We start from the raw sequence: 15,153 nt of genomic DNA, 5'->3' as shown, positions 1-15,153 counted from the left end.
ATCGAACAACAGCAGAAAAGTCAGGAAAGTTACTAAAGAAACACAAAGCGGTGATGCTTCGTCTTAACCAAGTGGGCATCTTAATTATAAATAACCGCTAAGCGTAGCATCTTTTCACCGGAGCCACTGAGAAAATCACTATGCCAGCCACCTCTTTTTACGCTGAAGCTGAATTCGACGAACAACTGCGAGTCAATCCCTTGCAAGGTGATGTGTTGGATGAAGATGCTGAAGAAGCTGGAGACGAACTGCTTGACCAAGACCCAGCAGAGACAGAAGATGCAGACCCAGCAGCCAAATTGCAAAAAAATGCCAACCGTCGCACTACAGATTTAGTCCGTCTGTACCTCCAAGAAATAGGTCGGGTTCGTCTCTTGGGTAGAGACGAAGAAGTCTCGGAAGCTCAAAAAGTTCAGCGCTATATCAAATTGCTGGAATTACGCAACACCGTCGCCTCCCAAGAAGAAGGGCTAATTGGGCGCTTCGTGCATTTAATTGAAGTGCGCGATCGGTTAGCCGCACAGTTGGGACATAAACCTTCCCTGGAACGCTGGGCATTAACCGCCGGTGTCAGTGACGTGCCAGAACTCAAGCGAATTATGTCCGAAGGCAAGCGCCAGTGGGCCGAGTTAGCCGAGATGACGGTCGAGACGATCGAAAGAATTCAAGCTGAAGGCGTCGAAGCTAAAGACCACATGATTAAGGCGAACCTGCGCCTGGTGGTTTCGGTGGCGAAAAAATATCAAAATCGCGGTTTAGAATTGCTCGACTTAATACAAGAAGGTACTCTGGGACTGGAGCGAGCTGTAGAAAAGTTTGACCCGACGCGGGGCTATCGGTTTAGCACCTATGCCTACTGGTGGATTCGGCAGGGAATTACGCGGGCTATCGCCACTCAAAGCCGCACAATTCGCCTCCCCGTCCACATCACCGAAAAACTTAACAAAATCAAGAAAGCCCAGCGCAAAATTTCTCAAGAAAAAGGTCGGACAGCTACGATCGAAGACATCGCTGTCGAGTTGGAAATGACGGCGCCCCAAGTCCGAGAAGTTTTACTGCGAGTCCCCCGTTCTGTTTCTTTGGAAACTAAAGTGGGCAACGAAAAAGATACAGAGTTGGGCGACTTGCTTGAAACCGACAGCATCTCCCCAGAAGAAATGCTGATGCGAGAAGCTCTGCACCGCGACTTGCAGCAACTGCTGGCAGATTTGACCAGCCGCGAGCGAGATGTAATTCTGATGCGCTTTGGTTTGGGTGACGGACACCCCTATTCGCTGGCAGAAATCGGTCGCGCCCTCGACTTGTCCCGCGAGCGGGTTCGCCAAATTGAAGCCAAAGCTTTGCAAAAACTCCGCCAACCTAAGCGTCGCAACCGCGTCCGCGACTATCTGGAGTCTCTGACTTAAATTTGGCCGGTCAGTCAGCGCGATTATTAATCAGGGAGCAAGGCATTTGGCACTTGTGCAGAAGGCATGAGGCATTCGGCAGAAGTAACAATATTTACTTCTAACCAACTTCTCTGTCCTCTGCAGCAAGTCATCAAGCTTGTTAAAAGTCAAAAAATATCAAAAACCAAATTTTTTCCTCAATCTTTTTTCAATAAGCTGCGATATTTGCAAAATCTCTCGATCGTTGTGTATTATTGTCAATAGGCAGACTTTCTTGAGAGGGTCACTATGGCACTTTACACCGCGTCCTCATTCAAATCCGAACTCAATGACAAAGGCTGGCGGATGACTCCCCAACGGGAAACCATCTTGCACGTGTTTCAGAACCTCCCCAAAGGCAATCACCTGAGTGCGGAGGATTTGTACACTTTGTTAAAAAATCGCGGAGAAAACATTAGCTTGTCCACCATTTACCGAACTTTAAAGTTAATGGCAAGGATGAGCCTCCTCCGCGAACTCGAACTAGCAGAAGGTCACAAACACTATGAAATAAACCAGCCTTACCCGCATCACCACCACCACCTAGTCTGCGTTCAGTGCAACAGAACGATCGAATTTAACAACGATTCGATTTTGAAAATTGGCCTGAAGCAAGCTGAAAAGTCTGGGTTGCACCTGCTAGACTGCCAGCTAACGATTCATACGGTGTGCCACGAAGCTTTGCGGATGGGATGGCCGTCTTTGGTTTCCAGCAATTGGTCTTGTCCGAGGTCGATCGCCCACAACGGCAGCAGCGTCCCGGATTCAATCGAGTGACAGTACACTATTTTCGCATTCCAAGTACCGCTTGTTACAAGTTTTAACAAAAATTGGTAGCCCAAGTGCGATCGCAGTTACGCGGAAACCGGGTTTCTTCAGAAAAATACATCATTTCAGGAATGAGTCGGAAACCAGAAACCCGATTTCTTTGATGTAGCGTCCGCAAGCCTGGGGCTAAAAAGTTTGGCTCAACAAATCGTCGCTGCTGACCCCGTAACTGCGCTGAGCTCGATCGAGGGCGTCTCTCGTCGAAGCATCGAAAACTCCGCCGATGGGGCCTGTGTAAAAACCGAGGTCTTGCAGCCGCCTTTGTAATTGCTGAATGCTCGATCGAGAGTTGAAACTGCTGCTAATTGGAACAGCAGGAACAGCTATCCGGCCAGCTAATCCGTTTTGGAGCGCAGCCAAAGTCGCCGGAGTGGCAATACCCGTCGCCGGTGACAAATTGCGTTCTTGCTGAAACGACAGCACCGCAAACTCGGTCTCGGCTCCAAATACTCCGTTCACCGGGCCGGGGTTTTTGCCCAGACTTCTGAGCGAAGACTGAAGTTGTCGGACAGCAGGCCCAGTATCGCCCCGTCGCAGACCAGTGGCGATTTGCGGCACAGGCGCTGCTGCCTGCCTGTTGCCTTGCCGCAAAGCCGATCGAGTGCTGCGATCGACCCTTCCAGTCCCGAACATCCCCCTATCCCTCTGAAAGCGGATCAAAGCTGCCTGAGTTGGTCGATCGAACCAACCGTGAATCTGGCTCCTGTAATAACCCAATTCTTGCAGCCGCCGCTGCACAAATTCTACTTGTCGGCCTCTGTCGCCCAACTCCAGAAAATCTCCGCCATTACTCTGTTGGTCATCTTCCTCAGTCCATGAGCTAATTTCAACTTGCCTCATCTGGGCATCGATAGCAGTCAAAGTAGCAGTGTCAGCGCAGCCGTCAGAAACCAGATTGTAATCTTGCTGAAAACGAGTCACAGCGTAGAGAGTGCGTTCCCGAAACTTACCGTCAACGCCACCTTCAAAATAGCCCAAAGCTTTTAATTGCCGCTGGATCAAGTCTACCGTCGCCCCTCTGTCCCCGAACCGCAGCCCCTTGCAACCGCCATTTCCCGAAATATTCCCTGGAAGCGTAACCGGGGGAACTGGCCGGGTGGAACCAAACAGCAAAGCTAAAGTTTGCCTATCGGCAACTCCCGTCACCCGCAGGCGATTAATTCGCTGGAAATATCTAACGGCATTTTGAGTAACTTCGCGAAAACTCCCTGTGGGATGCGCGCTGAAGTAGCCTAGCTGCTTCAACCTGCGCTGGAGAGCCGAAACATCTGCACCTGCGTCTCCAAAACCCAGTTCCCGATAATTGGTATTAATAGTTCTAAAAGGTCGATCGTCATCCCCGGCAAAACTGTTGAGTGCTATCACAGTAGCTCGATCGGGCCTACCAGTCAGCGACAGTTGATAGTCTCGCTGAAAGTTAGTCAGAGCTTGTTGAGTAACCGGGCCGAGTTGACCTGTCGAAGATCTGGGAAAATAGCCGAGTTCCCGCAACCTGTCTTGAACAGAGCGCAAATTTGGATATCCCGGATCTATTTGAGCAAAAGCCGAACCGGCTGCACTCAAAACCGACACCATCAAAGCCAGAGACAGCAAACGGACGTAAGTCTGACTCGATAGGCTTTGCCACTTGGGCTGATCAAAAATTTTCGACTCTGCGGGTGCTTCGCAAACAAGAGCAAGTTCGAGGTAAGCAAGAGATTCCATAATTTTTTAGTGTGAAATTGTGGGTGGGTTGTGTGAGCAAACTTCCAAAAATGATTTTTGGCACGCTTGGCTTGGATTCTATCAACGCTAAGTTCTACTTGGAAAGCGCGAAGCACCCGTGTTTCTAAAAAATTTACCGTCAATAATAATTACAGGTAATAACCAAGATAGCATCGCTGCTTCTAGAGGCGCGAGACTCAGCAAAAAAGTTTGCAGGCACGTCTTAGCCTTTAAGGCCGAAAGAGAATAAGTTCTGGGGTAGTGCTGGCTAATATTTTATCTGGCTGCCGCAGAAATTACCACAAGACTTGCGAGCAGGTTCTCTTCACCTTAATTGGTTGTCGGGTAAAGAGCCTGAAATCGCAGATTTTTTGTTAAGAAACGCGGCTTCTTCATGTGGCGAGTGCGTCTGGGAAAGTACCGCTGATTAACCAAAAAACTAGCCACTAAAAATCCCCACTTTTGCAAGTTGCAAATAGGGCGGGGATTTTTTGATAAGTTGACTTTGTATTAAAAAATCGACGATCGTTTAAATTAAGCCGAACCGATCGCAAATTACAGCTACTCCCGCTGCAAAAATAGTAATTGCGATGGCTACCAGCGGGTTTTGGCCTCTACTAACCGCAAAAGAGGTAACGACCCCAGCTCCCAAAGCCGCAGTAACAGCAGCAGTCGCCAAATCTCGATCGGGACGTTTGTCGTACATATTTTTTATTGTTGGTAGCTGTTAAGCTGAAAACTTACATCTTGTAATCCAAGCTACCACTCTTGCCTCTGCGGCGGTGACAACCGCCTGGGTTTTGCAACTAACCTTAAAATTTTGCTAATTTTCTTAACATACTCTCCTGAATAACATAAGTTGGGATTATGTATTTTCGAGTTTTTCTGTTGAGTTTTAGCTTTTGAAACCTGTTGTCTGCTGGGCTTTTATGTCAAATTCAGGATTTTGCAGGGGCGATCGCACCCGCACTCTCAGCACATCAAACTGCCATCGCAAATATCGTAAATAAATTTAACTTGACTTTTATTTATAAATATGTACCTCGATATTTGGAGCCAGAGACAGGAAAAAACCCAGGGTTGGTAAACAACCTGCACACTACAATTGCTTCGCTGCCCTCACAATCAGAGGAGTATATTTTTTGTCTATTTTGTCTAATTCCTATTCGCCCTCAACTCTTTCAGTATTGCCACCTTTGACCCAACCTTCGCGATTGTCATCCTCAATCCGAATTCGCTGCCACTCTTTGTCGGGCGACTCTTCCAAAACTACGACTTTTTCCCTGTAACCAACACCGCCAATGCGGTTCGAGTCTCGACTACCTGTATCCCGGAGAATTAAGCCGATCGGCTGAGTCACCATCGCGCGGTAAGCTCCCGGTTCCAGCGGTTTGGGAGACGGGGCATCGCTAGATGTAGAAACAGGGCTAGCCTGGGCTGTTGACTTCGACGCAGCGCCTGCAACCTGAACTGCTGTTTTGTCGTTGGGAAAAACAGGTTTTTCGGGCACAGTAGTTAGCTTAGCGGCAAAGTAAAGTGCAGCCGCCACGCTAGCACCTGCCATCAGGACGATCGCGAGCAGAAAACCTACTAAAAATTTGAAAACGCTATATACAGTGTTCATAAAACCGCAAATGAAGGAAGAAGGAAGTTCGGCAACTGATTCTGTAACGGATGTAACGGATAGAAGGCAGAAGGCAGAAGGCAGAAGGCAGAAGGCACAAGGTTGACTGTTGAGTGTTGACTGCTGAATGTTGAGTAAAATCTGGTAACTGCCAACTGACAACTGGCTACTAACTACTGACTACTGACTTCAAAAGCTTACCCCTGAATCCGGCGGCTCAAACTGCCGTACCTAGAAGCAAGGCGAGCTTTCCCCGCAGCGGCCCAATCTTGGAGAAACTGGATTTGTTCTTGAGCCGTTCTGGCTAAAGGCACCATCTGACTAGCTGATTCTAAAATATCATCTGTGGTAAAGTCTCGATTTTGGCTAAACCCAATGTGCATTGCTTCAATCAAAGTTTGCTCGATTTCGGCCCCTGAAAAATCGGGAGTTTCGTAAGCCAAGCGCTCTAAATCGTAATTTTTGATGCTGTGCGATCGCAACCGCAACAAATGTACCTCAAAAATCGCCCGCCGTTCCTCCTGGCTGGGCAAACCCACAAAAAATATTTCGTCAAACCTGCCTTTTCTCAGCATTTCTGGCGGCAAAGACTGGATGTTGTTGGCTGTTGCTACCACAAACACCGGCGAAGTTTTTTCTGCCAACCAAGTAATAAATGTCCCGAACACCCGGCTGGTTGTCCCGGAATCCCCTTTACCGTCTAATCCCGCAAAAGCTTTGTCAATCTCGTCAATCCACAGCACGCAGGGGGCCAAAGCTTCGGCTAGCTGAATCATTTGCCTGGTGCGGGATTCCGATTCCCCGACTAATCCGGCAAACAAGCGCCCGACATCCAAGCGCAGCAAAGGCAAATGCCAGTGGTGGGCGATCGCCTTTGCTGTTAAGGATTTTCCGGTTCCTTGAATTCCCACTAACAACAAACCTCTGGGATGCGGCAAACCGTATTGGCGGGCTCGATCGGAAAAAGCACCGCCGCGCCGCAGCAGCCATTCTTTGAGATTGTCCAAACCACCTATATCGGATATATTTTCGCGGGCTGGGTAAAAATCCAGAATTTGAGTTTGCCGAATTGTTTGGCGCTTTTCTTCTAAAATCAGTTCCGCGTCGTCGGGATGGAGTTCGCCTCTGGTGGCAATCGCCTTTGCCAAAACTCGGCGGATTCGTTCGAGCGACAGCCCTTGACAGGAGCGCACTGTTTCGTCCAGCAAACGCCCTTCAATGGCTTGTCCGGTAGCCCCTAACAGCCTTTCTACCTCAATTTTGATTTCCGCCGCCGCAGGCAGGGGAAACTCCAAAACAGTCATCACTTCGCTGAGGTCTTCCGGGATCGAAATTAGAGGAGATACGATGACAATATTTTTGGGTACTGATTTGAGGAGTCTCGCCAAATTCCGCAGCTTGCGGGAAATCGAGACATCTTCCAAAAACCGCTGAAAGTCGCGCAGAATAAAAATTGCCGGCGCGGAGGCGGGCAATTTTTCGAGAAATTCCAAAGCTTGCAGCGGGTTGCGCTTGCCAAAACCGACATCGTTGGGATTGCCTTGGTAGCCATCAACAAAATCCCAGATGTAGACGGCGCGAGAACCTTGTTTTTTGGCACTTTGGGCGATCGCCGCTTCTACGCGCTCTTCCTCCCGTGTGGGAATGTAAATTAGGGGGTAGCGCGATCGCAGCAGTAGTTCAAACTCGTCGCTAAAAATAGTCATTAGTTATTAGTCAACTGACTAAGGCAATTGCCGTTTAAGTGCTTCCAGAGACGCCCAGCGACTGTCTGAGATTGTTTCTGAGCTTTCTGTATTTGCATCATCAGTTAAAGAAATTCCCGGACATTCTGTATCGCATATCTGTTTGTGCGGCAGTTCCAAGCACATTTGCTCGTATACCCAATCGCCCGGAGAGAAATAGCCACCGGGGGACAAATTTTCCACCAAATCTTCTAAAGCCACTTCTATTTCTGCTGAACTTGAATCTGTTTGATTTGCTGTTTCTTCGAGCCAGATTAGTTCCGATGAGTTGAGTGCCAAACGATGATTGTATTGTTTCAAGCATCTGTGGCAGGTGAGAGTAACAATTGTTTCTGCTTTTGCCTTCACCTCAAGATAATTTCCTTGGTGAGTTACTTGCAGTCGTCCTCGCACCGGAGTAAGAGTTTCTAAATCGGGGATAAATTCTTCAAAATCAATTACCTCTTTTCGCTCACTTTTTGTGAGTAGATGAGGGATATAAATTGTCTCCATAATCTTTTGCCTTCCTACTTCTTGAATTCAAAGGTCAAAAGGAATAGTTAATTTTTAACTTCTTCCTTCTTCCTTCTTCCTTCTTCCTTCTTTAGCGTCAGCGCAGCCGCACTACCAAACGGCGATCGGGTTCTTGCCCTTGACTGTAAGTTTCTATGTCCTCACATTCGCTCAAAAAGCTGTGGACTTGACGGCGTTCTGCCGAAGACAGCGATTTTATTTCAACTTCAACTCCCGTTGAGCGGGCTTGATCTGCTGCGTACTCTGCCATCGATCGCAATTCCTCTTGGCGGCGGATGCGATAGCCATTTAGTTCAACTGTATAAGGAATTGACTCCTCTACTTCCTGACCTATATTCTGAACCGTGTTACAGAGGTACTGAATGGCATCTATTACATTACCGTTTGGCCCGACTAAGATTGCAACTTGTTCTGGAGTCAGATTGCTTTCATCTATTGTCATCCAATAGCAATCTTTTTGTTGTTCGCATACCACTTTTGAAGGAATTGCGGACAGTTGTAGCAATTCTTCTAACCATGCCTGTCCGCGCTGCATTTGAGAGTCTTTCATTGTTGTTAAAATCAAGCCTTTTTCTTAGAACGCTTGGGCTCAAAGGGAAGTGCATCTAATCCTTGTTCTTTTTGGGTTTTCGCCTCTGCTTCGTCCACTATTTTTTGCAGGTTTTCGGGCAGCGGTTCTCGCGACAAAATAAACGATTGAACTGTTTGGAAGATGTTAGCAATCAGCATATACATCAACACGCCGGCGGGCAGCGGGAAGAACAAAAACATCCCTGAAAATATGACTGGCGTCAGTTTGTTGACTGTAGCCTGTTGGGGGTTGTCGTTTGGCCCTTGTGCTTGCCCTGAAAGGGTTTGGTTGATGTACAAACTGATGCCGAAGCCCAGGATCATTACCAAAATATCCCAGTGGATTGTACCGTCTGAGTCGATCGCGCCAACGCGGCCTAGAGCCTCAATAAACAGGAATCCTTTGTTACTAGCCAATCCAGGGATTGTGCCTTGAACTGTGGCTTCACCGGGCGCTAAGGCCGTGATGTTTCCCTGTTCATCTACCTTGATCAGATCTTCGCCTTTGATGACTTTCCAGCCGGGTTCAAAGTCGATTTCGCTCTTATTTTCTGCAGCTAAAACTTTGAGAGGTTTGCCCTCTGGGGTTTGAAAATTAATCTTGGTTGTGTCGCCGACTGCGAGTTTGTCGCCGCCTGGAATTACCCCCACAACAGGAGCATGAAAAGTACCTGTGACGTAAATATTTTGTGGCGGTGTAGCAAAAGCTTGCGGTTGAACAGTTTCGATTTGTTCTTTGGGCAAAACTTGAACGTTAACGCTGTAATTTATGTCAGAAAACGGCGAACCCCGGAGCGTTGCAAACAGTGCAAACAGCACTGGCATTTGCAGCACCAAGGGGAAGCATCCTGCTAGAGGATTACCAAATTCTTTGTATACTTTGCTCATTTCCTCCTGCTGTTTGGCAGGATTGTCTTTATAGAGTTTTTGAATTTGATCTACTCGCTCTTTCATCAACGGCTGCGCTACTTTCATGCGCCGCATATTGCGAAGAGAGCCTGCGTTGAGAGGATAAAGAGCAAAGCGAATCACGAGCGTCAGTGCTACGATCGCTAAACCGTAGCTTGGCACGATCCCGTAGAAAAAATCTAGGATCGGGAGCATGAGGTTGTTGGAGAGAAACGAGATACCGAAATCCATTCGCTTTGAGTTAATTTAGGTGCTCTATGTTTGCTGTTGAGAACTATTTTTACCCGCTGAAGGCGAGCCGCCTCAATTTTTAGGGTTTTGTCTCTATCTTAGGACATTGCCCGTCGATCGACCGCCCGGTCTGCGGGTTTGTTTTAATGAGTTTGCCAATAATCGCACTCACTTTACCCTGATTTTAGGGCGAAGCTGTTCGGTTATTTAGCTTGGGCCGCGTTTGCTTTTTGAGCGGCTATGGGCAGTTTTTCGTTAATGTAGTCATACATTGCTCGAAATTTCGGCATAGCTCTGAGTTCCAAGCGGCTGCCATTTTTCATGGTGAGCACCATGTCTCCGTAAGTCCCAAAACCGCGTGGTACTGTGACGATTTTGACTATATCTGAATAGATAACGTCTGTCTGATCGCCCCCCATCCAACCGCTAGTTACCGAGACTCGGCGACTCGTGATCCGGTAGCGCAGCCACAGAGCCCGGACAATTGCTCCTACTGCTAGGGGGATTCCCACCACAGTCAGCCCCAGGAGTAAATTGAGGATCAAGTCTCCCGGCGCGGGGCCGCCTTCATAATATACTTCCTCTCGAATTCCCATCTAGTACCTCGGCTTCTACCAACAACTGCTCTAATTCTTGCAGAATTTCTGCATAATTGCACTCTTGTGCGATCGGACGCACGACAATTACTAAATCCCACCCGAATTTTAATCGGGGCAATAGCTGTCGCAAAGCTGCCCGAATCTGACGCTTAATCCGGTTGCGGACTACAGCGCGTTTGCTGACTTTCAGGCTGATAGAAATGCCTGTGCGAGTCGGCTGCAAGGATTTCTCGGCTGTCGGTTTGCTTAATTCGACGCTTTTGGGTTTACGCAGAGCTCTTAAGCTGAAATGGGCCGAGTTACGGCGCATTCCCTTGCGGTATACGGCGCTGAAGTCTTTTCGGTGCTTAAGTCGGTTTGTATCGGGCAACATGGCGTAGGGCGATCGTTGAGGCCTCTCAACCTTGATGCAGTGCTAGACTGCGAGGCGGTGGCGACCTTTGCTGCGGCGAGCTTTGATTACCAATCGACCGGTTGCGGTACGCATTCTGGCGCGAAAACCGGATGTTCTTTTTCTTTTGCGGCTGGTTCCGTGCAGGGTTTGCTGTGTCATTTTGATTTCTCCCGGCTTGTTACTTTACTTTTGATTAATATTCACAATCTTCTAGTATACCATAGAGTTGTTTTGTTGGCAATATTTTTCCTATTTGAATCGATCGCCACTCATCACAAAGCAACAACCCCTGTTCGAGCTGGTGAACGAGATTTCGGTTTAGTTCTCACTACCATATCTCTAACTTTCTAAGATGATATTGCAAGAGCGATCGCCCTTAACCGAACCCAATCAAATCCCCGACTCCTAAATTCATCCGTGTATCCGTGTCGTGCCTTTCCTCATTTCAATTCAACATTTACTGTAGCCGAAATCACCGGTGCAATCCGTGATTCATAGCCTTTAATGCTTTCGGCACCAAACACAAATTTTACCGGAACCCGTTGCACAACTTTGGTGAAGTTACCCGTAGCATTATCGGGAGGCAATAAGGAGAATTTATCGCTAGAAGTAGGGGAGAAACTATCGAGACGGTATTCAAAATTGCGACCACTAAAAGAATCTAATTTGATTTCTAATTTTTAACCGGGTTTCATGTTTGCTAGTTGCGCTTCTTTAAAGTTAGCAACTACCCACAAATCTTTACTGACCATCGCCCTTAACGGAGTTGCCGGCTGCACGCGCTGCCCGAATTTAAAGGATTTGCGAGCGATTTGTCCGGCGGCGGGTGCGCTGCTATTTGTGTAGTAAAGTTGTACTGCTTTTTTTAAGAGTGGCTAGTATTTTACGATTATTTGTAATGTACTGGAGGTAGAGGCTGCTGCGCTTCACTCAAAAGATTGATTTGTCGGTTTAGGAAAGATTGACGATCGCCCGATCGATCAGTTGAGAAAAGAGTTCTCGATCGGCCTGTTAAAAGCCCTCGACAGGTCGATCTCGGATTTCCGCTACCAGCGGGGGCAATACGTCTTGCAGTTGTGTACTGGAGTTTGTCAGTCAAATGCGCCAAATGCGAGTGTCTCTCTCTCGGCGGAAGAGGCCTCTTTCTTCCGTGCGATCGATCGTGCCTGTCAGCGTCCCGCTTACCTGTTGCAGTTTGTCGCCAATGCTGGAAGTCGGCAAACCGTCTTCTTGCCACAAGCCCCAAAGGGTGCAAGTCGGTTTTTTGGCTATCGAATGCTACGCTAAAAGCGGGAATCCGCCCTCTGCCGGATATGTTAACAATTCTTATTGTTCTTAAACTAGAAAGAGTAAATCTAGTTCGCGATCAGAATTTATGTTGCTTCCAGCCGACCAACGCACTAAGTTAGACGACACCGACGACAATTTGTTCTATTCGGCTCCCCGGTTTGTGACTCACGTAGACGATGGATTCATTCAGCAACTCACCGATTTATATCGGGAACGGCTGAAACCGAATACTCGGATATTTGATATGATGAGCAGTTGGGTTTCTCACTTGCCCGACGAGATGCAATTTGCCCATGTAGAAGGGCACGGCATGAATGAAGACGAGTTGGCAAAGAATCGCAGACTGAATCATTATTTTGTGCAGAATTTGAACGCAAATCCCAAATTGCCGCTGCCGGATGCAGAGTTTGACGCCGTTGTCAACTGCGTTTCGGTACAGTATTTGCAGCACCCAGATGCGATTTTTGCCGAGATTCACCGGATATTGAAGCCGGGTGGCGTAGCAATTATGAGCTTTTCCAACCGGATGTTTTATCAAAAGGCGATCGCGGCTTGGCGGGAAGGTTCCGAGGGCAATCGGGTAGAATTAGTCAAGGGTTACTTTGATTCTGTCAAAGGAGCGAACATACCCGGGTTTAGCAAGCCGGAAGTAATTGTTCGCAAGCCTAACTTGCCTAGTTTTATGCAAATGCTGCGAATACCAAGCGGCGATCCGTTTTATGCGGTAGTTGCTTACCGCCAAAGTTAGGATTTTTTGGCAGTAAGGACTTTAGGACTTTAGGTGGAGATTGAAAGCACTAAAGTCCTTACTACAAACCAATCGAAAGCTACGCTCTTTAGGTTAGGATATATTTAATATTTGTTCCTAAAATAGGGAAAAAAAACTTGGGCAGCGCATCACACTCGATCCAAATATCTGTCAGGGAAAACCCTGTATTCGCCGTCTGTGATATCCACTAAAACTGATTTTTGACTTCTCAGTTCTGGTATGAATGCTAAAGAAATTATAGATGACTATGACGATTTAGAACATGAGGATATTCTAGCTGCTTTGCTATTTGCCGCGCGGCTGACTCCAGTGAAAAGCATATACAGAGTATTGTATTTCATCATTAATAATAAAGTACGGTAACACCTTGATATGAAACCATATCAGCAAATAGCTATCGACGAATGCGGCGAACCTTTAGTCCCTATTCCAGCACAACATTTTGTCTTTGAAACGCCGCACCCTTATCAAAAGTTGGGTGCTCCCTATCACAATAGCAAAGCAGATTCGCCTTACTATTTGCGACAAGGAGTTGTAGATAGTTTAATCGCCGCTCAAACGGAGCTAGAGCACAATTATCAAAATTGGAAAATTCTGATATTTGACGCTTATCGGCCAGTGGAAGTCCAGCAATTTATGGTAGATTATACTTTTAATCAAATTGCCCTAGCTCAAGGCTGCGAATTTCCTGTTCCCGAAGACAAACGCCAAGTGATTATAGAACACGTATATCAATTTTGGGCAGTGCCGAGCCTCGATCGCGCAACGCCTCCCCCTCACAGTACAGGTGCCGCTTTAGATTTAACTTTAGTGGATGAAAACAATCGGCAAATTGATATGGGTTCTCCGATTGATGAAATATCAGAACGTTCTTATCCCGATTATTTTTGTAATAGCAAGGAGCCGCAAAAACAGGAATATCACCGTCGCAGGCAAATATTAAAAAATGTGATGATAGCTGCGGGTTTTCAGCAACATCCTAACGAATGGTGGCATTTTTGTCTGGGCGATCAGATGTGGGCTTGGTTGACAAATCAAAACAATAGTGGTAGTCGATTGATTGCCCGATACGGTCGCTATTAAAACGGTACGGAATTAAATCGGAACTGGCGCACTTGCAACATTAAGAAAGGGGTTTTTTGACAAAAAACTCAGCTTTTAACTGCTTCCTGTGCCAATAAACCTGGTTTCTGATACTCTCTGTCTCCCGCACTATAAAAATATGAGCAAAATAAATCATTTGTGTCAGGATACACTGCAACTATTGCCAGCGGGGTAGCGGTGGTTTAAAATCAATGAGAGCGAACAAGTGCAGGCAATATTTGCCTGCACCGCAAACCCTAAAGCATAACTCAGAGTTCACCCAATGAAAGCACTCATCCTCTCTGGCGGTAAAGGAACACGCTTGCGTCCCCTCACCTATACGGGTGCTAAGCAGTTGGTTCCTGTAGCAAATAAGCCGATACTGTGGTACGGAATTGAAGGAATTGTGGCGGCCGGGATTACGGATATTGGGATTATTATTAGTCCCGAAACCGGGGAAGAGGTGAAGACGAAAACAGGAGATGGATCTCGCTTCGGTGCGAAAATTACTTATATCTTGCAAGCAGAGCCGGCAGGGCTCGCTCACGCGGTAAAAGTTGCCAGACCGTTTTTGGGCGATTCTCCGTTTATTATGTATTTGGGAGATAACTTAATTGAAAATCAGTTAGATCCGTTTTTAGAGATTTTTAACACGCAGAAACTAGACGCTCTGATTATGCTGCGTCCCGTTTCCAATCCCTCGGCTTTCGGTGTGGCAAAAGTTGATGAGAAAGGACGAGTTTTGCAGTTAGTAGAAAAACCCAAAGTTCCGCCGTCAAATTTAGCACTGGTGGGGATTTACTTTTTTGCTCCTACTATCCACGAGGCGATCGATCAAATTCAACCTTCGCCCCGGGGCGAACTCGAAATTACAGACGCTATTCAACAGCTCATCAATCAGGAAAAACACGTAGAAGCCTGCAATTTAGAGGGCTGGTGGCTGGATACGGGGAAAAAAGACGATTTGCTCAGTGCAAACCAAATCATTTTAGATAGCCGTATCGTAGCTTCAACTGAATTAACAGTAGATGCAAAAAGTCAAATTATCGGGCGAGTGCAAATAGGAGAAGGAACGGAAATCATTAATTCTACAGTTCGCGGGCCAGTGGTAATTGGGGAAAATTGCCACATTGAAAATTGCTTTATTGGGCCTTACAGCAGTATTGCCGATCGCGTGACGATGATTGATGCTGATATCGAACACAGTGTAATATTGCAAGGGGCGAAAATAGTTGGCATTCACCAGCGAATTGTTGACAGCGTGATCGGGCAGCGAGCTCAACTCACCAATGCGCCGGCTCGTCCAAAAGCTCTGCGGTTTATGATTGGTGATGACAGTCAAATTGAGTTATAGCAATCCTTGCAGGAGTCGTAAACTTTTTACCCCACTCCAACCCTCCCCGCAGGTTCGGGGAGGGAGTAAGAAATTCACAAATGATTGAGGATTGCTATAGCTTAAATTGAGAT

At 47.1% G+C, this 15,153-nt stretch carries 19 protein-coding genes; 8 read left to right on the top strand and 11 right to left on the bottom strand.

The genetic code is table 11. The annotated features are described in order from the left end of the window. Nucleotides 1–140 precede the first annotated feature (140 nt). Nucleotides 141–1,406 carry an RNA polymerase sigma factor SigC gene (gene sigC, locus QUA57_RS05820; protein WP_333039158.1) on the top strand — a complete coding sequence of 422 codons (1,266 nt, stop codon included), beginning with the start codon at nt 141–143 and terminating at the stop codon, nt 1,404–1,406. A gap of 270 nt (nt 1,407–1,676) precedes the next feature. Further along, entirely contained in the window at nt 1,677–2,204 is a 528-nt protein-coding gene (locus QUA57_RS05815) for a transcriptional repressor (protein ID WP_333059964.1), read from the top strand. Nucleotides 2,205–2,381: 177 nt separating this feature from the next. On the opposite strand, the gene QUA57_RS05810 is transcribed toward QUA57_RS05815, so the two are convergent. The 11 genes from QUA57_RS05810 to QUA57_RS28635 form a co-directional block, all read right to left on the bottom strand. Beyond that, on the bottom strand, nt 2,382–3,959 hold the full coding sequence (locus QUA57_RS05810; protein ID WP_333059965.1) for a peptidoglycan-binding protein: 1,578 nt from the start codon (nt 3,957–3,959) through the stop codon (nt 2,382–2,384). Between the two features lie 529 nt (nt 3,960–4,488). After that, on the bottom strand, nt 4,489–4,665 hold the full coding sequence (locus QUA57_RS05805; protein WP_242724391.1) for a hypothetical protein: 177 nt from the start codon (nt 4,663–4,665) through the stop codon (nt 4,489–4,491). A gap of 456 nt (nt 4,666–5,121) precedes the next feature. Further along, entirely contained in the window at nt 5,122–5,583 is a 462-nt protein-coding gene (locus QUA57_RS05800) for an SH3 domain-containing protein (RefSeq protein WP_333059966.1), read from the bottom strand. A 197-nt stretch (nt 5,584–5,780) separates the two neighbouring features. Next, nucleotides 5,781–7,289 carry an AAA family ATPase gene (locus QUA57_RS05795; RefSeq protein ID WP_333039166.1) on the bottom strand — a complete coding sequence of 503 codons (1,509 nt, stop codon included), beginning with the start codon at nt 7,287–7,289 and terminating at the stop codon, nt 5,781–5,783. Between the two features lie 18 nt (nt 7,290–7,307). After that, a complete protein-coding gene (locus QUA57_RS05790) occupies nt 7,308–7,820 on the bottom strand; it encodes a YceD family protein (RefSeq protein ID WP_333059967.1) in 513 nt (170 codons plus the stop codon). A gap of 97 nt (nt 7,821–7,917) precedes the next feature. Beyond that, on the bottom strand, nt 7,918–8,391 hold the full coding sequence (locus QUA57_RS05785) for a R3H domain-containing nucleic acid-binding protein (protein ID WP_333039170.1): 474 nt from the start codon (nt 8,389–8,391) through the stop codon (nt 7,918–7,920). 11 nt (nt 8,392–8,402) lie between these two features. Continuing rightward, a complete protein-coding gene (yidC, locus tag QUA57_RS05780) occupies nt 8,403–9,551 on the bottom strand; it encodes a membrane protein insertase YidC (protein ID WP_333039172.1) in 1,149 nt (382 codons plus the stop codon). 203 nt (nt 9,552–9,754) lie between these two features. Then, complete coding sequence (locus QUA57_RS05775) at nt 9,755–10,147, bottom strand: PH domain-containing protein (protein WP_333039175.1); 393 nt, start codon at nt 10,145–10,147, stop codon at nt 9,755–9,757. Further along, entirely contained in the window at nt 10,119–10,523 is a 405-nt protein-coding gene (gene rnpA / locus QUA57_RS05770) for a ribonuclease P protein component (protein WP_333039176.1), read from the bottom strand. Before rnpA ends, QUA57_RS05775 begins: the two co-directional genes overlap by 29 nt. Before the next feature lie 42 nt (nt 10,524–10,565). Beyond that, the gene (gene rpmH / locus QUA57_RS05765; RefSeq protein WP_006632320.1) at nt 10,566–10,703 is read right to left on the bottom strand and encodes a 50S ribosomal protein L34; all 138 of its coding nucleotides are present in this window, start codon (nt 10,701–10,703) and stop codon (nt 10,566–10,568) included. Between the two features lie 281 nt (nt 10,704–10,984). Further along, a complete protein-coding gene (locus QUA57_RS28635) occupies nt 10,985–11,215 on the bottom strand; it encodes an HlyD family secretion protein (protein WP_445304458.1) in 231 nt (76 codons plus the stop codon). Nucleotides 11,216–11,237: 22 nt separating this feature from the next. Here QUA57_RS28635 and QUA57_RS05760 point away from each other — a divergent pair, with 22 nt between their 5' ends. From QUA57_RS05760 to QUA57_RS05735, 6 genes are all read left to right on the top strand, one after another. Next, nucleotides 11,238–11,390: a hypothetical protein gene (locus QUA57_RS05760; protein ID WP_333059968.1), complete on the top strand. Its 153-nt coding sequence runs from the start codon at nt 11,238–11,240 to the stop codon at nt 11,388–11,390. 138 nt (nt 11,391–11,528) lie between these two features. Beyond that, entirely contained in the window at nt 11,529–11,831 is a 303-nt protein-coding gene (locus QUA57_RS28630) for a hypothetical protein (protein WP_445304457.1), read from the top strand. An 88-nt stretch (nt 11,832–11,919) separates the two neighbouring features. Continuing rightward, complete coding sequence (locus QUA57_RS05750; protein ID WP_333059969.1) at nt 11,920–12,582, top strand: class I SAM-dependent methyltransferase; 663 nt, start codon at nt 11,920–11,922, stop codon at nt 12,580–12,582. A 240-nt stretch (nt 12,583–12,822) separates the two neighbouring features. Further along, nucleotides 12,823–12,966, top strand: coding sequence for a DUF433 domain-containing protein (locus QUA57_RS05745; RefSeq protein ID WP_333059970.1), 144 nt, complete (start codon nt 12,823–12,825; stop codon nt 12,964–12,966). 9 nt (nt 12,967–12,975) lie between these two features. Next, nucleotides 12,976–13,686: a M15 family metallopeptidase gene (locus tag QUA57_RS05740; protein WP_333059971.1), complete on the top strand. Its 711-nt coding sequence runs from the start codon at nt 12,976–12,978 to the stop codon at nt 13,684–13,686. A gap of 283 nt (nt 13,687–13,969) precedes the next feature. Continuing rightward, nucleotides 13,970–15,040, top strand: coding sequence for a glucose-1-phosphate thymidylyltransferase (locus QUA57_RS05735; RefSeq protein WP_333059972.1), 1,071 nt, complete (start codon nt 13,970–13,972; stop codon nt 15,038–15,040). The last annotated feature ends 113 nt before the right edge of the window (nt 15,041–15,153 follow it).

The organism is Microcoleus sp. Pol7_B2 (genome assembly GCF_036701035.1).
In the GTDB taxonomy this organism is placed as follows: domain Bacteria; phylum Cyanobacteriota; class Cyanobacteriia; order Cyanobacteriales; family Microcoleaceae; genus Microcoleus.
The sequence above is the reverse complement of the archived record's forward strand: the minus strand, read 5'-3'. Positions and strand labels throughout refer to the sequence as shown.

What these genes read in the sequence shown, in the direction of transcription:
- sigC (WP_333039158.1), top strand. Translation starts at nt 141, where the DNA reads ATGCCAGCCACCTCTTTTTACGCTGAAGCTGAATTCGACGAACAACTG.
- QUA57_RS05815 (WP_333059964.1), top strand. Translation starts at nt 1,677, where the DNA reads ATGGCACTTTACACCGCGTCCTCATTCAAATCCGAACTCAATGACAAA.
- QUA57_RS05810 (WP_333059965.1), bottom strand. Translation starts at nt 3,959, where the DNA reads ATGGAATCTCTTGCTTACCTCGAACTTGCTCTTGTTTGCGAAGCACCC.
- QUA57_RS05805 (WP_242724391.1), bottom strand. Translation starts at nt 4,665, where the DNA reads ATGTACGACAAACGTCCCGATCGAGATTTGGCGACTGCTGCTGTTACT.
- QUA57_RS05800 (WP_333059966.1), bottom strand. Translation starts at nt 5,583, where the DNA reads ATGAACACTGTATATAGCGTTTTCAAATTTTTAGTAGGTTTTCTGCTC.
- QUA57_RS05795 (WP_333039166.1), bottom strand. Translation starts at nt 7,289, where the DNA reads ATGACTATTTTTAGCGACGAGTTTGAACTACTGCTGCGATCGCGCTAC.
- QUA57_RS05790 (WP_333059967.1), bottom strand. Translation starts at nt 7,820, where the DNA reads ATGGAGACAATTTATATCCCTCATCTACTCACAAAAAGTGAGCGAAAA.
- QUA57_RS05785 (WP_333039170.1), bottom strand. Translation starts at nt 8,391, where the DNA reads ATGAAAGACTCTCAAATGCAGCGCGGACAGGCATGGTTAGAAGAATTG.
- yidC (WP_333039172.1), bottom strand. Translation starts at nt 9,551, where the DNA reads ATGGATTTCGGTATCTCGTTTCTCTCCAACAACCTCATGCTCCCGATC.
- QUA57_RS05775 (WP_333039175.1), bottom strand. Translation starts at nt 10,147, where the DNA reads ATGGGAATTCGAGAGGAAGTATATTATGAAGGCGGCCCCGCGCCGGGA.
- rnpA (WP_333039176.1), bottom strand. Translation starts at nt 10,523, where the DNA reads ATGTTGCCCGATACAAACCGACTTAAGCACCGAAAAGACTTCAGCGCC.
- rpmH (WP_006632320.1), bottom strand. Translation starts at nt 10,703, where the DNA reads ATGACACAGCAAACCCTGCACGGAACCAGCCGCAAAAGAAAAAGAACA.
- QUA57_RS05760 (WP_333059968.1), top strand. Translation starts at nt 11,238, where the DNA reads ATGTTTGCTAGTTGCGCTTCTTTAAAGTTAGCAACTACCCACAAATCT.
- QUA57_RS05750 (WP_333059969.1), top strand. Translation starts at nt 11,920, where the DNA reads ATGTTGCTTCCAGCCGACCAACGCACTAAGTTAGACGACACCGACGAC.
- QUA57_RS05745 (WP_333059970.1), top strand. Translation starts at nt 12,823, where the DNA reads ATGAATGCTAAAGAAATTATAGATGACTATGACGATTTAGAACATGAG.
- QUA57_RS05740 (WP_333059971.1), top strand. Translation starts at nt 12,976, where the DNA reads ATGAAACCATATCAGCAAATAGCTATCGACGAATGCGGCGAACCTTTA.
- QUA57_RS05735 (WP_333059972.1), top strand. Translation starts at nt 13,970, where the DNA reads ATGAAAGCACTCATCCTCTCTGGCGGTAAAGGAACACGCTTGCGTCCC.